Origin of the sequence: Polaribacter sp., assembly GCF_036480315.1 — a bacterium.
Lineage (GTDB): Bacteria > Bacteroidota > Bacteroidia > Flavobacteriales > Flavobacteriaceae > Polaribacter.
This window is the reverse complement of the sequence record NZ_JAZGGG010000063.1, coordinates 16,329-31,458: the sequence shown is the minus strand read 5'-3', so window position 1 is coordinate 31,458 and position 15,130 is coordinate 16,329. Positions and strand designations below refer to the sequence as shown.

13 protein-coding genes are annotated in these 15,130 nt (G+C 28.2%); 4 read left to right on the top strand and 9 right to left on the bottom strand.

What is annotated here, in order from left to right:
- Positions 1–213 precede the first annotated feature (213 nt).
- The 6 genes from gldA to V3V28_RS13225 all read right to left on the bottom strand — a co-directional run bounded on the left by gldA (position 214) and on the right by V3V28_RS13225 (position 9,071).
- On the bottom strand, positions 214–1,107 hold the full coding sequence (gldA, locus tag V3V28_RS13250) for a gliding motility-associated ABC transporter ATP-binding subunit GldA (RefSeq protein ID WP_331365491.1): 894 nt from the start codon (positions 1,105–1,107) through the stop codon (positions 214–216).
- A 107-nt stretch (positions 1,108–1,214) separates the two neighbouring features.
- Positions 1,215–3,440, bottom strand: a complete 2,226-nt coding sequence (locus V3V28_RS13245) for a zinc-dependent metalloprotease (RefSeq protein ID WP_331365490.1) — start codon at positions 3,438–3,440, stop codon at positions 1,215–1,217.
- Between the two features lie 141 nt (positions 3,441–3,581).
- Complete coding sequence (locus tag V3V28_RS13240) at positions 3,582–4,331, bottom strand: hypothetical protein (protein WP_331365489.1); 750 nt, start codon at positions 4,329–4,331, stop codon at positions 3,582–3,584.
- 142 nt (positions 4,332–4,473) lie between these two features.
- On the bottom strand, positions 4,474–7,260 hold the full coding sequence (locus V3V28_RS13235; RefSeq protein WP_331365488.1) for a TonB-dependent receptor: 2,787 nt from the start codon (positions 7,258–7,260) through the stop codon (positions 4,474–4,476).
- 24 nt (positions 7,261–7,284) lie between these two features.
- Positions 7,285–8,127: a GLPGLI family protein gene (locus tag V3V28_RS13230; protein WP_331365487.1), complete on the bottom strand. Its 843-nt coding sequence runs from the start codon at positions 8,125–8,127 to the stop codon at positions 7,285–7,287.
- 98 nt (positions 8,128–8,225) lie between these two features.
- Positions 8,226–9,071, bottom strand: a complete 846-nt coding sequence (locus V3V28_RS13225) for a GLPGLI family protein (RefSeq protein WP_331365486.1) — start codon at positions 9,069–9,071, stop codon at positions 8,226–8,228.
- A gap of 120 nt (positions 9,072–9,191) precedes the next feature.
- Here V3V28_RS13225 and V3V28_RS13220 point away from each other — a divergent pair, with 120 nt between their 5' ends.
- From V3V28_RS13220 to V3V28_RS13210, 3 genes are all read left to right on the top strand, one after another.
- The gene (locus V3V28_RS13220) at positions 9,192–10,772 is read left to right on the top strand and encodes a sensor histidine kinase (RefSeq protein WP_331365485.1); all 1,581 of its coding nucleotides are present in this window, start codon (positions 9,192–9,194) and stop codon (positions 10,770–10,772) included.
- Positions 10,765–11,442: a response regulator transcription factor gene (locus V3V28_RS13215; RefSeq protein ID WP_331365484.1), complete on the top strand. Its 678-nt coding sequence runs from the start codon at positions 10,765–10,767 to the stop codon at positions 11,440–11,442. Before V3V28_RS13220 ends, V3V28_RS13215 begins: the two co-directional genes overlap by 8 nt.
- 67 nt (positions 11,443–11,509) lie before the next feature.
- Positions 11,510–12,124 (top strand): deoxynucleoside kinase, encoded by a 615-nt coding sequence (locus V3V28_RS13210; RefSeq protein WP_331365483.1) that lies wholly within the window; start codon positions 11,510–11,512, stop codon positions 12,122–12,124.
- A 110-nt stretch (positions 12,125–12,234) separates the two neighbouring features.
- On the opposite strand, the gene V3V28_RS13205 is transcribed toward V3V28_RS13210, so the two are convergent.
- Genes V3V28_RS13205 through V3V28_RS13195 form a run of 3 tightly spaced genes read right to left on the bottom strand, consistent with a single transcriptional unit; the run spans position 12,235 to position 13,846 of the window.
- Positions 12,235–13,068, bottom strand: a complete 834-nt coding sequence (locus V3V28_RS13205) for a mechanosensitive ion channel family protein (RefSeq protein ID WP_331365482.1) — start codon at positions 13,066–13,068, stop codon at positions 12,235–12,237.
- 15 nt (positions 13,069–13,083) lie between these two features.
- A complete protein-coding gene (locus tag V3V28_RS13200) occupies positions 13,084–13,266 on the bottom strand; it encodes a hypothetical protein (RefSeq protein ID WP_331365481.1) in 183 nt (60 codons plus the stop codon).
- A gap of 10 nt (positions 13,267–13,276) precedes the next feature.
- Entirely contained in the window at positions 13,277–13,846 is a 570-nt protein-coding gene (locus V3V28_RS13195) for an RNA polymerase sigma factor (RefSeq protein WP_331365480.1), read from the bottom strand.
- A 217-nt stretch (positions 13,847–14,063) separates the two neighbouring features.
- Between V3V28_RS13195 and V3V28_RS13190 the strand changes: the two genes are divergently transcribed.
- Positions 14,064–14,927 carry a sigma-70 family RNA polymerase sigma factor gene (locus tag V3V28_RS13190; RefSeq protein ID WP_331365479.1) on the top strand — a complete coding sequence of 288 codons (864 nt, stop codon included), beginning with the start codon at positions 14,064–14,066 and terminating at the stop codon, positions 14,925–14,927.
- Positions 14,928–15,130: the final 203 nt, after the last annotated feature.

The window sequence follows — 15,130 nt, the reverse complement described above, 5'->3', positions numbered from 1 at the left end:
TTAGTGTTTCCTTCTTTATTGGAAGCTTATGAGTATTTGGTTAAGTAATTATTTTTTTTGTTTTGGAATTAAGAAATCCACAAGAGTGTCATTTCGACGATAGTAGAAATCTCACATAAAAAGCAAATTGAAACTATATATTCTGATCTTGATGAAAAATTTCATGCTTTTTAAAAACTTATTATGAATTCCTGCCTTCGAAGGAATGACAAATTAAACAGTAACCTCTCTAAACAGCGTTTCCAGATTTTTATTCTGCGTATTTAGTCCAAGTATTTTTAGGCCATTTTCTTGTGCAAAATCAAAAATTACTGGTCGCATATCTTCTTCACTTTCAAAAGTGATGTACCAAGTATTATCATAATTATTTTTATAAGAAACTACATTTGGTAATCTTTTTATAAACTGTTCTTCTAATTTGTAATCGAAAGTTACTTCTATAATTTGTTGTTTATCTACTTTCAATTCAGAAAGCTTTTTATCAACCAAAATTTCACCTTTTTTTATGATAATAACTCTATCGCAAACTGCTTCTACTTCTTGCATAATGTGTGTAGAAAACAAGACTGTTTTTTCTTTACCTAATTCCTTAATTAATTCTCTAATTTCTACTAATTGATTTGGATCTAAACCAGTTGTAGGTTCGTCTAAAATTAGTACTTTAGGATTATGTAAAATAGCTGCAGCCAAACCAACTCTTTGCTGATAACCTTTAGAAAGTTGATTTATTTTTTTGTGAGCTTCTTCAGTCAATCTTACTTTTGAAATACAGGTTTCTATTTGACTTTTATCAACCTTAAAAATAGCAGCTTGAAATTGTAAATATTCACGAACATACATATCTGTATATAACGGATTGTGTTCTGGTAAATATCCAATATTTTTTTGCGCTTCAATAGGATTTAGTAAAACATCTATTTCATCAACAAAAACCTCACCTGAATTCGGTTTTATAAAACCAGTCAAGATTTTCATCATGGTTGATTTTCCTGCACCGTTTGGACCTAAAAAACCAATAATTTGTCCTTTATCCGCAGAAAAAGAAACTTCATTTAAAGCTTTTTGATTTTTATATGTTTTAGAAACTGTTGTAACTTTTATTGACATTTTACAAAAATAGTTTGAATAATATAGATAACGAAACTCTTTTAAATTTAGTTCATAAAAAAACCGATTGTATTGCTACAATCGGTTTTTTAAATCTTAATTAATTATTATTCTATAATTAGTTTTCTTGTAGTTTGTTTATTTCCGTTTGTAATTTTAACTAAATACAATCCAGAAGTAGTTTTATCAAAATTAATTTGTTCAGAAAAGTTTTCTTTAGTGTTAAAAAATTCTTTCTGATTGATTAATCTTCCTCTAATATCAAATAATTGAACCGATACTTTATCAGTATTTATAACATCAAAATTTAAATTAAAAGTCCCATTAGATGGGTTTGGATATAAATTAAATCCATCAAAAGAAAAATCTTTAACAGAAGCTGCTGCTCCATTTATAGTAAAGTCTATAGCATTTACATTATAAAAAATATTATCCGCAGCTTCAACCATAATTCTTGCTTGCGTAGTACCATTATCTGGCACAGTAATATCTGCACTTCCGTTATTATCTATATTTGTTGCTAATGCTATCGAAAAAGTAACTCCACCATCTATAGATAATTTAATATTTACTTTTTGACAATTAACTGGTGCTTGGTCAGAACCTGCTACTTCCCAAGTAACTGTCTGTGTTGTTTCTTTGTCCCAAGTTGTAGCAGTATTTTGTGATGTAACTGCAAAAGTGCTTCCAAAAACCATTGATATTTTTACATCATCTCTTGCACTACTTCCTCCACCAGCATTGTTATCTCTAACTACTAATGCAAAATTCATGTCTCTATTAATTCCTGGTAAAACTTCCCAAGTTGTAGAAGTACTTCCACCAACAATTGTTGCTAAAGCTGGCATATATCTATTTGGTGATGTAGTTGAAGGCTTAGATCTAAACATTGGCCCAGCATTATTACTTTCAACTGGCGGCATAGACGCTATTTCTACATCAATTTGCTCCCAGTTATAAGTTAACATATTGCCTTCGTTTGCATCTGTACCTTGTCCTTTTAATACAAAAGGTGTTAATCTTGGTATCGAATAATCTGCACCTGCATTTGCTGTAGGAGTGGCATTATTTGTATCTGTTAAAACAGCACATGTTGCAGAACTTTGAACCGTATTCCACATTTGAGTTATACTTACCGCATGAAAATGATCGTCACTATTACTCTGTACATCTGGTGCACAAATACCAGCATACCCCATAATTGTTGATGCACTTCCTGGTTCTACAGCTGTAGCATTTGTTCTATTACATGAATTATTTTGTGTGTGTGTTGCTCCAAATTGGTGCCCCATTTCATGAGCAACAAAATCAATATCATAAGGATCACCTATTGGCGCTGCTCTACCTGTAACACCTCTAGCTTTTTGCCCCGTTATACAAACTACACCTAGCCCAGCTAAACCAGAACCATCAATACTAAAAACATGTCCTATATCATAATTTGCATCTCCAATTTCTCTATCACAAATTGTCTGCACCTCATCAATCATTGTGCTTGCATTACCATCTGTAATACCGTCTGAACCAGCTTGAAAATGTATTATTTTTTCGTTATCTGCAACAATAACCATTCTTACTCCTAAATCTCTTTCATAAACACCATTAATTCTAGTCATAGAGGTATTCATTGCAGATAAAACTGCAGCTTGCATAGCAGGAACATTAGCAATAGAATTTTCTACACCTTGGTTTTGTAAATGAAAAATTGAATATTCTGCACTACAAGCAAGTGCCAAACGATATGTTCTTAATTTACCATCATCTGCATTTTCTATAACATTTGTATTACCTATTGTAGTTGATATTTTTGCATCATCAACTAAACATTGAAAATCTAAATCGTTATTTTCTAAACTACTTCTGTTGTAAGCAATATAGTTTTGATTGTTTTTTGTGAAAGGGTCTACATAAAAACTTTCGTTATTTCCAGAGAAAATAACAGCATGCAAACCATCTGTTCCAATACTAAATCTAGCAATCATACTTGGGTCATTTACACTTTGCCCAACATAAGATTTTATCATAGAATATTTAGCAGATAGTTCTGGTGCAATAACACTTGCTTCTTTAACTGTAAACATTTCTACTTTACCATTAATTGTAGGTAACCCTAAAATTTGAGTGGTATTTGAAGACGTTTTACTTAATACTTTCTGAATTTGATCTAACTTTAAACTGTACATTTTATAAGTAGCAGGTTCAGATTTTCTAACGTATAGCTCTTTTTCTGAAAAATTATTTTTTTCAGCAGAGTTTACAGTCCAAAATTTATCCTGGCCATAAGCAGAAAAAACGGTAAGACTCAATACTAATAATAGGGTAACTTTTTTCATTATATTGTTATAATAAGGTTTGTAGAAAACAAAAATAAAATTAAAATTATGTATTTCACTAATTTTAAGCAACTTATTTATGATAATAAGTAAAAAAAAAAAGAAAATTACTTATTTATTACAGTTAATTCAGAGAAAATTCTAGTTTTTTAACCTTCTGATACTCTTCATTCTTGCCCAAGCAATTTTATGACGTTTTTTATAAAAATATAAACAGCCCAAATCTAAACCAAAATAAAAAAAACTAATTCCGCTTGGTGGATTTGCACTTGGTAAAAAAGGAATAACATCCCAAGCAGTTGTTGGCCACCACCAACATTGATAATTTGTACCTATAATTTCTAAATAACCAACAGCTATAAACATGGCTAGATAAAACATACGTTCTCTTGGTTTCTTTCTTAAAACTAATAAAGTGGCTACTGTTAAAACAAATCCGAAGACATCATTTTTAAAAATTAAAAAAACAACAGCATATAAAATTATTAGAATTGTAAATACTTTTTCTAATAAAACTTTATTATTTTTAGAGTAAGTTGTTTTTGTAAAATACAAGACACCTGCATAAACTAAAGCGTGCCCCATTGGTATGTAGTGTGGTATATTTTCTAGTCTATACGTATACATCCCCATTCCTAAAGAAAAAGCATATTCACCAACAGTAGCAATTAATACAGCATAAATCATTTGTTCTCTAATTCTTCTATTTACTTTAAATAAAGTAATTGAAAAAATAATAACCATTACGAGATTTGCAAGCCATTGAGAATCTTGATAATTTTCAGAAATAAAGACACTATCTAACAAAAGACCAACAAAGATGTAAAGGAATAAGGTTCCTAAAGTTTTTATAAATGCTGGAAAAAATGTTTTGGAGGTAACTACACTCATTTTTATAAATTCTATTAATAATTCGTTGGTTCTTTAATTCAATTTTAAAAATGAACCTAAAATATTATTGACAAAGATATATTATAAAGTTGATTGAATAAAAAATGACTCTAAAAAGAGCCATTTAAATTATGTTTAAAAGTTATAATTGATAACGCACTCTTAAACTTATAAATCTTGGTAAGATAAATCTTTCATTAATATTAGATGAAAATAGGTTATTATTAACACTAGTTTCTGAACCTGTTGCTAATAAGTTATTACCTACTAATTCATACTCCAATTTAGCGTCTTTATCTTTTCTGTAAGCAATTTTAGCATTCCAAATATTAAAAGAATTTTGTTTAACTCCACCTTGTCTTACTTCGTTAAATGTAAAGTCCGAAGTAAGTGTTACTGAATTCCAGATGTAAGCATCAAAATCTATAGATGGCGCATGTGTTACTGTATTTATATCATTTGGTCTTGCACTATTTGTTTGATCTATAAATGAAACTCTATAACGCAAACTAACGTTTGGTGCTTTTGTAAAATTTGTAGCAATTCTAGTATTAATTCCTTTTACTAAACTCTCGTTTGTGTTTCCTAGAGAATTAATAAATTGATAGGTTTTTACATAATTCAAATTACCTCCAATAGAAGTTCTTATTTTTTTAAACCTTTTACCAAAACTACCAAAAGCACTAAAGTTTTCGTTATCTAAAGGAGAATTAATTGAAGTAACACTAGAAACAACAGAACCTTGTTGAAAAATAGTATTCCTATTTACCTGATCTATGGTTGTATTGTAATTTAGTCTTACAAACGCATTAGTTCCATTAAATAAGTTAAAACTACCATAATTTAAACTTAAGTTATGTGATCTTGCATTTAATAGATTCGAGTTTCCGGCAAAGAAAGAATTGTAATTATTTGCCACAATACCTCTTGCAATCTGGTTTACATCTGTAAAACTCACTTGTTGTTTGTAACTAAACCTTAAACTTTCACTTCTTTTAAATTGAGCAATTGCCTCAAATTCTGGAAGAAATTTTACAAATGTATTTTTAAAAATCTCTGTACCATATTGTATATTGTTAGAGTTATAAGAATGTACTGTAAAACCTGGCGTAAATGTAAAAATACCTGCTTTTAAACGATATCTTAAACCTGCATACAAATCTGTAAAATTATATTCTGTATCATTTGTTATTTGTGGGGCTGTTATGCCATTAATAGTTGGGTTTGGCTGAAATTCTGTTCCGTTATCTAAAGTTTGAAAAAAACGTGAATCGAAATTTTGCTTGCTTAAAATAGTTCCTGTAACTATATTTAAATTACTTTTTGCATTTAAAATATAGTAATAATCTAATTTTGCATCTAATTGATTTGATTTCACTTTTCTGTCTTGTTCTAAATTATAGAACATATTAGATCTATCTAAACCTAAACTTTTTGCAGCATCATCGAAACCATCATTATCTGTATCATCATTATTATTTGGATCGTTTTCTAAAGAAGCTACATAAAAAGGGTCTTCATCTTGCAATAAATGCTTTATTTCTAAAGCAAAAATACTTTTTTCACCAGCGGTGTAGAAATAACTAAAATCTTGATTTATAGTAAAAGGTGTTGCTCTTTCGTTTTCTGTAATATCACTTAAAACTCTAGAATTTACATTTTCTGTTGTAAACTCATTAGAAAAACGACCAGAAACATTATAGTTTAACTGGTTATTAAAATCTTTTTTATACACTACACCAAATCTAAAAAGAGCACTATTACTTGTTTGACTTGTTTGGTTGTCTACTAAATCATCTGGTACAATAGCACTTTCGTCTATTGCTGTATCTGGATCATCAGAAATATCGAAATTATCTATATCCGTAATATTTCTTTGTCCATTGCTATTACCAGACCAAATTAAAAATCCATTTAAATCTAATTTTTTATTTGGTGAATAACTTAAATTTAGCGCCGTTAATTTAGTTTCTATTCTATTTGCATTTCTAGCACCTGCGTTTAAGAAGCCAATTCCTGCATCACCAATATTAATATTTGTTCCATTTGACGGGCTTTGGCTTTGAAAACTACCACCAAAACTTCTTAAATCCCTTCTACTTAAAACTACATCTCCAATATTATTTACATCTCCAATAACATTTAATGTATATTTTGGTGTGTAATAAAATAACTTTGGTTGAAAGAGATACAAACCTTCTCCAGGAGAATTTCCTGCACCTGCAGTTACATCTCCAAACCAAAAATTCTTTTTACCTTCCTTAAGCTTAATGTTTATGGCTACTCTATCTTGGTTATTTTGCACGCCACTTAATTGACTTACATTCGAATAATTTCTTAAAACTTGAATTTTATCAACAGCATTAGAAGGAATGTTTTTACTTGCTAATTTGGTGTCTCCGCTAAAGAACTCTTTACCATCAACCATAATTTTTTCTACTTTTTTACCTTCAACTTCAATCTCGCCAGCATCATTTATTTCTACACCAGGTAATTTTTTAAGAACATCTTCTAATTTTCTTTCTGAACCATTTTTAAAGGAATCTGCATTATATATAATAGTATCGCCTTTTACAGTTACAGGCATTTTAGAAACAATTTCTATACCATCTAAAGCACTGTTCTCAAACATAGTATAGTTTTTATTCATAGTAGTGATTTTTGTTTTTACAAATTCACTAATTTCAGTAAAACCTATATAACTTATTTTTATATTGTAGGTAGTATTATTTTTTAAATCTAATTTAAAGTTTCCTTTTGCATCAGTAAAACCATAAGAAGCAATTTTTTTAGCTACTGTATCTAATGCTATTACATTTGCCATTTCTAAAGGTATTCCTAAAGAATCTTTTACAACACCTTTATATTCTATTTGTGCAGATGCAACTGCCGAAATCATAAAAACAGCAATAAATAGTATTTTTTTCATGTATTTTATTCTTGAATAAATTAATTAATTTCTTCCTCTACCACCAAGACCACCTCTACCTTGAAACTGCTCTTTTAATTCTTCAGTTTTTACTTTTATAATTTTATTGTATTCTTCTCTAGAAACTTCTTTTCCTTTTTTAGGTTCATTTATTTCTATAATTGATTCTGAACTAATTACAACTTCTGTACATAGCATTGTTGTTCTTCCTGCATTTAATTCTAAAATTAAACCTGGTAAACCATAATATTTACTAGGCCCAGTACTTACAGATATTTGTGGAGAGTACCAAGCAGTAATATTTAACATTCTTTTTTTTGCTACTTTTTGTTTTGTAATTGTAGAATCTTTTTCTTTATTATTTCCTCTACCTCTTCTACCAAAAATTTTACCATAATCTATGCTTTTATCCTCTAGAGTCATAGTAGCTTTGTAACAAATATATTGTCCTATTTTTTTAGTTTCAATACCCATTTCCCATTTAGGTTGATCCATTTCTTCAATAATTAAAAAACGTTTACTAAACTGTTCTACGTCTTCAATTATTTTTTTGTCTTTTGTATTTTTATAAATAGAACCTTGCCCATTATTTCTTCCCCAACTTGGCCCAGAAGTTCCTGGAGCATCTAAAGAAACTTCTTCTTTAAAAGAAGATGCAGTTTTGTTAAAAGTTAAAGTGTATGTTTTTTCTAAAAAATTTTTCATACGAGCCATTATTTGTTTCTTTCTTTGCTCGCTCATTTGTTCTCCAAACCTACTCATGTCCATTGTTGTTTTAGACATATAGGTTGCTTTACCTTGAAAATTTTTCTGGGCAAAAGTTGCAATTGTAACAAATGCAAATAGAAATGTTAAAATAGGTCTCATAAGTTTTTTTTAGTTTTAAAACCAAAATAATATTAATGGTTTACCATTAGACTTAATAAAAACTTAAAAGTTTAATTCATAATTAAAATAAACAAAAATTATCCCCCGAATTTAATAATAGTGCCATTTCCTAAATCCATACCTCTTCTACTTTTCATTTTCTCCATTAGTTCTTCTGATTTTTCTTTTTGAATTTTAGAAAACTTCTTTTGAGAAACTACTTTACCTTTTTTTGGTTCTAAAATTGTAATTTTTTCTTTGGGATTTAAAATAATTTCTGTACAAACAATTGTTTTTTTACCATCATTTATTTCTAAAATTAAACCAGGTAAACCTTGGTAATTCCCTGGACCATTACTTACAGGAACTTGAGGTGTATACCAAGCTGTAGTTATTATAGTTTCCTTTTTTACTTCTTCAACAGACTCTCCATTTTTTATAGAGATGTTTTTACTCTCTACTTCTTTAGAATAGGTAGCTTTATAACAAGTGTACTTTCCAATGTTTTTAGTTTCTGAAGACATTTCCCATGTTTGTTCTTGCAATTTATCTTTTACTAAAAATCGTTTTCCTTGAATTTCTGTTTGGTTTGCAAATCTTTTTTCTTGTGTATTCTTATAATAAACATCATTACTACCAGAACCTCCAAAAGACATTACTCTAATTCTATTTCTTTTAGCTTGAGATTCTGGAGATTTTAAAACCACTTCTTGTTTGTATGTAGAATTGTATTTATCAAATTCTAAAATAAAAGTTTTCTGATGCATCTTTTGTATACGTTTTCTTATTTCTTCCTGCATTTTATCATCCATGCCAGGGTTTTTTTCTTTCGACATATTAAACGTGCTTTTTTGACTCGTTTTATAAATTGCTCTTCCCTGAAAATTTTGCGCATTAATACTAAATGCTATTAAAATTGTAATTACTGTTAGAATTGATTTCATTATTTATGACTTTAAATTGAACAATACAAAGATGCAATCTAAAACCACATTTTAAAGTTAACAAGTGTTAACGAGTGTTAACCAACTAATATTCTATTTTTTAGAAACTATATTTGTAACATGATAACGAAGAAACATCAATGGATTTTTTACTTTATTGCTGTAACAATTATTGCAACTATTGGCGTGCAGTTCTATTGGAATTATAAAAACTATGAAGAAAATAAAAGACAAGTAACCAACGAAATTCAATTAAGTCTAGACAATGCATTAGAAGAATATTATTCTTCCTTAGCTAAAAGTAATTTTCTTACAATTATAGATTCTAAAAATATAAAAATTGAAAAAGACTCACATAAAACAAGAACTTTAGGAAAGATATTCAGAAATTTTAATAAAAACAACTCCATAAAAGAGAAACCTAGAGTAACAATAAACAATATTAAGTTTGCTACCGGCGAAAAAATGACAGAGGTAGAAATAGACTCTATAATGAATTCTTCCAAAGAGCTTATTGATGAGTTTAAATTAAAGATAGATTCCTCTAAAATTTGGACCCAATTTATTGGTGAAAAAGATGGATACACTTTAAAAACAGATGGAACTAAAACCCCAATAAAATACTTTAAAGGGAAAAAAGCTGCAGACAGTTTAAAATTAATATCTAATCTAAGACCAATTTTTATTTCATTTTTAGACCAATCTATAGAATACAAAACAATCGATTCATTAATAGAAAGTCAGTTACAACAAAAAGGTATTGCTTTAAAAACAAGATTTCAACATTTAAAAAATGATACTGTTTTTTATCAAACTAAAGATTCAATCTTAAATACTAGCAGTTATTCTGTAAGTTCAAAATCTACTTATGTTAAGGATCATGAATCTTTTCAGTTGCTTTATAACAACCCAAACATAGAAGCTTTAAAAAGAAGTTCCTTTGGGATTCTCTTATCACTTTTATTAACTTTAGCGATAATTTCTAGTTTATTTTATTTATTAAAAATCATCAATAAACAAAAAGAATTAGCAGCTATAAAAAACGATTTAATTAGTAATATTACTCATGAATTTAAAACACCAATTGCTACCGTTTCTACAGCAATTGAAGCCATAGAAAACTTTAATGTTTTAGGCGATAAAGACAAAACGAAAAAATATCTTTCTGTGTCTTCTGTTCAGTTAAAAAAACTGAACCAAATGGTAGAAAAATTACTAGAAACCGCCACTTTAGATAGCGAACAACTAATTTTGAAAAAAGAAACTGTAGACATAATTGATATCATTGATAAAACAGTAGCAAAACATCAATTATTAGCTTCAAAAAAAGAAATTAATTTCTCTTCAAATATAAAACCTGTCTATTTAAATATTGATGTTTTTCATTTTGAAAATGTAATTTCTAACTTAATAGACAATGCTGTAAAATATGGAGGAAAAAATATAGAAATTACAATAAATTCAATATTAAATACTACAGAAATATCTGTTGCAGATGATGGAAATGGAATTGAAAAACAACAACAAGAAAAGATTTTTGATAAATTTTATCGAGTTCCTAAAGGGAATACACATGACGTAAAAGGGTTTGGAATTGGTTTATATTACAGTAAAAAAATAATAGAAAAACACAAAGGAACTTTAAGTTTATCATCTACAAAAAACAACATCATTTTTAAAATAAACTTACCAAATGAATAAGATTAAAGTTCTTTTAGCAGAAGATGAAGCTAGTTTAGGGATGATTGTAAAAGAAAGTTTAGAATCTAGAAATTTCACTGTCTTTCATGCAGAAAATGGCGAAGAAGCTCATCATATTTATCAAACAGAAAATCCAGACATCTTGGTTTTAGATGTAATGATGCCAAAAAAAGATGGATTTACTTTAGCAAAAGAAATTAGGCAGGAAAACAAAAATATTCCTATTATATTTTTGACGGCAAAATCTCAAACTACAGATGTTTTAGAAGGTTTTAATCATGGTGGAAATGACTATTTAAAAAAACCTTTTTCTATGGAAGAACTAATAGTTAGAATTAAATCTTTACTGAATAGCGTTCAACTAAAAACGGATACAGCAAACATTAAAATAGGTATTTACTCTTTCAACCTAACAAAACAAATGCTTATTTTTTCTGAAGAAGAGCAACAACTTACGCATAGAGAAGCAAGTTTATTATTTTATTTACATGAAAAGAAAAATGAAGTTTTAGATAGAAGTTTCATTTTAAATAAATTATGGGGTAATGATGATTTCTTTAATGCAAGAAGTATGGATGTTTTTATTAGTAAACTGCGTAAAAGGTTAAAAAAAGATGCAAACGTTAAAATTATAAATGTAAGAGGTTTTGGTTATAAATTGATTTGTTAATGTTTTTCTAATTATAAAAATTGATTACCTTTATCATTCCCTTTTTTAATTTTATTTAATTTAAGATATGCACGTTGCAATTGCAGGAAATATTGGTGCTGGTAAAACCACACTAACAAAACTTTTAGCCAAACATTATAAATGGAAACCTCATTTTGAGTCTGTTGATGAAAACCCGTATTTAGACGATTTTTACGCAGAAATGGAACGTTGGTCTTTTAATTTACAAGTTTACTTTTTAAATAGTCGTTTTCGTCAAATTTTAGAATTACGAGAATCTGGTAAAAACATTATTCAAGATAGAACTATTTATGAAGACGCTCATATTTTTGCGCCAAATCTTCATGCAATGGGTTTAATGACTAATAGAGATTACAGTAACTACAGTTCTCTTTTTGAATTAATGGAAAACTTGGTTACACCACCAGATTTATTAATTTATTTACGCGCAGATATTTCAACTTTAGTTGGTCAAATACATAAGCGTGGTAGAGATTATGAAAACTCAATTAGTATCGATTATTTAAGCAGATTAAATGAACGTTATGAAGCTTGGGTTTCTACCTATACAAAAGGAAAGCTCTTAATAATTAATGTAGACAATATAGATTTTGTAGACAACCAAGAAGATTTAGGTTATATAATTGACAGAATAGATGCTCAAATAAACGGTTTATTTTAAAAACCAATTACTTATAAAATTTAAAAGAGACCGTTTTCACGGTCTCTTTTTTGTGAAATAAATCACGATGATAAATTGTCCCCCAACTATTTATCAAATTTTAATTATTTCTAATTAGTAATTTCAATTTTATTATCTACAATTTCTTTTATGGGTAAAACCATTTTACCTTTTTCTGTAATTATAACTAAACAAATATTATCTATAGACTCTATTATTCCCTCAATTCCTTCTACTTTTATTGTTTGACCAACTTGCAAATTCTTACGAGAATAATAACCAAATAACAATCTTTTTATTACATCTCTAGAACCTAAACCAAATGCAATAGTAAAAGAGGCTAAAATTGATCCGAAAATTATAGATAAGTTATTAGTAATTAAATCTGTATTGATTCCTGCTTGGTTTAATGCTGTAATAGAAATTATAATTGCAATAACATAAAAAGCAATATTACCTATTAAATTACCACCAGTTAACTCTAGCGATTTAAACATTGAAGTAAGTGTTTTTCTTACTACATTTGCTATATAAATTCCTATAGTAAAAATTATTAATGCACTTATTAGTATAGGTAAATAACCAATTAAGTTGCTCAATTGTTCAGAAACCATTCTTAAGCCTAACAACTCTGCACCAATAATTATAAAAACAAGAATAAGAACCCATTTTATAACATTAACAATAATTTTTGTAGGCTCAATTTTTATATTATTTTTCCCAAAAATCTCATCTACATTTAATTTTTCTGGTAAGCTATCTATACTGGTAAAACCTAATGCCTTTTTTATTATATAAAGAATTAGTTTTATTAGCAACCAACCGATTATAAGAAAGATAATTCCTTTTAATAATTGAGGTAAGAATCCTACAAAATCACTCCATAAGTTTTGTAAAAAACTAAAATCTAAATTAGATTTTAAATTCAGTATTAAAAATTTCATCATTATAAGTTTAGATTAGTTTTTATTTTTTTTTGAAGAATTACTCATAAAATCTCCAATTGTATTTGGGTATTTCACCATAAACAAATCAGCAATATCTAAAGTAAGTTTTATCATATTAACATCATTCAATACTTTTTGCTTCAGCATTTTTGGTACTTCGTAATGATGTAATATCGTCTTAAAAGGATTGTTCATTTTAAATAAATTACAGTTCTTCGTACATTTTAACCACTTTTTCTTTTGCTCTTTTAATGCGCATTTTAACAGCACTCTCACCAATTTCTAAAACATCTTTAATCTCTTTAATGCTCATATCATCTTGATATTTCATTAATAAAATCATTTTGTCTGTTGGCTCAATTAATGCTAATGTTTTTGCTAGTTTTTCTGATTTTAATTCAAACAACGTAGCATCTTCAATTTCAATGAAAGAATCTTCTTCTTTAATTTGGTCTGTAACAACTGTAACTTTTTCTTTCTTTTTATGCGCATTTCTTTGCACATAGTTTACACAAAAGTTATATGTAAATGAATATAACCAAGTAGAAAACTTCGAATTTCCTTTAAAAGTTTTCAGCTTTACAAACAGCCTTATAAAAACATCGTGTGTTAAATCTTCTGCTTCCTCTTTATTTTTAGAGAAACCATAACATTTATTATAAACAACTTTAGAATACCTATCATATAAAACAGCAAATAATTGTGAGTTATTTGTTGCTACTATTTTAGTAATTAATTCTTCGTCAGTTAATTTATGAGCACTAATAGTTTTCACTTCGATTATATTTAAGACACAAACTAAATGAATAAGTCACAAGTAAAAATTTTAAAAAGTTTAGTGGTCTTTTTTTATCGACGAATGGTATTATATGCACTTTATACAAAATGAAGAAAAATAAAAAAGTTTATATTTTTTGTAACATTTTATGAAACACTTACGTATAATTAGATGTAGCAATACACGAATCCTTTAAAAAGTCATAGAGAATTAGATGAGACAACTTAAAATTACCAAGCAGGTTACCAATAGAGAAACTGCATCGTTAGATAAATATTTACAAGAAATAGGAAAAGTAGACTTAATTACTGCAGATGAAGAAGTAGAATTAGCACAGCTAATTAAAGCGGGTTCACAAAGTGCATTAGAAAAATTAACAAAAGCAAATTTAAGATTTGTGGTATCTGTTGCAAAACAATACCAAAATCAAGGATTAACTTTACCAGATTTAATTAACGAAGGGAATTTAGGTTTAATTAAAGCAGCAAAACGTTTTGATGAAACTCGTGGTTTTAAATTTATATCATATGCCGTTTGGTGGATTCGTCAATCTATCTTACAAGCATTAGCAGAACAATCTAGAATTGTACGTTTACCGTTAAACAAAATTGGTTCTATCAATAAAATTAACAAAATGTATGCTTTCTTAGAACAAGAAAATGAGCGTCCTCCTTCTGCAGAAGAAATTGCAAAGAAACTAGACATGACGGTTAATGACGTAAAAGAATCTATGAAAAATTCTGGACGTCACGTATCTATGGATGCACCTTTAATTGAGGGTGAAGATTCTAACTTATATGATGTATTAAACTCTGGTGAGTCTCCAAACCCAGATAGAGTTTTATTACACGAATCTTTGCGTATAGAAATTAACAGAGCATTAGAAACTCTTACACCAAGAGAAGCAGATGTAGTAAAATTATATTTTGGTTTAGGTGAACACCAACCAATGACTTTAGAAGAAATTGGTGAAACTTTCGATTTAACTCGTGAGCGTGTTCGTCAAATTAAAGAAAAAGCAATTAGAAGATTAAAACACACTTCTAGATCTAAAATTTTAATGACTTACTTAGGTTAATGGTCGCAGACCATTTTAAGTATCTCACTCATGCTGTATTGTAAAGTGTGAATATTTTTATATAAAACTCTCGAATTCATTTTCGAGAGTTTTTTTTTGAAGCTATTTCCTGCTTTCACTACTCGCTTTTTTTACTTTTGTTCTCGATACAAATTTTTCATACTTCAAAATTCACTCGAACTGACAGTAAAAAAGAGCCCAGA

Coding starts and splice junctions, on each gene's coding strand:
- gldA (WP_331365491.1), bottom strand. CDS start 1,107: ATGTCAATAAAAGTTACAACAGTTTCTAAAACATATAAAAATCAAAAA.
- V3V28_RS13245 (WP_331365490.1), bottom strand. CDS start 3,440: ATGAAAAAAGTTACCCTATTATTAGTATTGAGTCTTACCGTTTTTTCT.
- V3V28_RS13240 (WP_331365489.1), bottom strand. CDS start 4,331: ATGAGTGTAGTTACCTCCAAAACATTTTTTCCAGCATTTATAAAAACT.
- V3V28_RS13235 (WP_331365488.1), bottom strand. CDS start 7,260: ATGAAAAAAATACTATTTATTGCTGTTTTTATGATTTCGGCAGTTGCA.
- V3V28_RS13230 (WP_331365487.1), bottom strand. CDS start 8,127: ATGAGACCTATTTTAACATTTCTATTTGCATTTGTTACAATTGCAACT.
- V3V28_RS13225 (WP_331365486.1), bottom strand. CDS start 9,071: ATGAAATCAATTCTAACAGTAATTACAATTTTAATAGCATTTAGTATT.
- V3V28_RS13220 (WP_331365485.1), top strand. CDS start 9,192: ATGATAACGAAGAAACATCAATGGATTTTTTACTTTATTGCTGTAACA.
- V3V28_RS13215 (WP_331365484.1), top strand. CDS start 10,765: ATGAATAAGATTAAAGTTCTTTTAGCAGAAGATGAAGCTAGTTTAGGG.
- V3V28_RS13210 (WP_331365483.1), top strand. CDS start 11,510: ATGCACGTTGCAATTGCAGGAAATATTGGTGCTGGTAAAACCACACTA.
- V3V28_RS13205 (WP_331365482.1), bottom strand. CDS start 13,068: ATGAAATTTTTAATACTGAATTTAAAATCTAATTTAGATTTTAGTTTT.
- V3V28_RS13200 (WP_331365481.1), bottom strand. CDS start 13,266: ATGAACAATCCTTTTAAGACGATATTACATCATTACGAAGTACCAAAA.
- V3V28_RS13190 (WP_331365479.1), top strand. CDS start 14,064: ATGAGACAACTTAAAATTACCAAGCAGGTTACCAATAGAGAAACTGCA.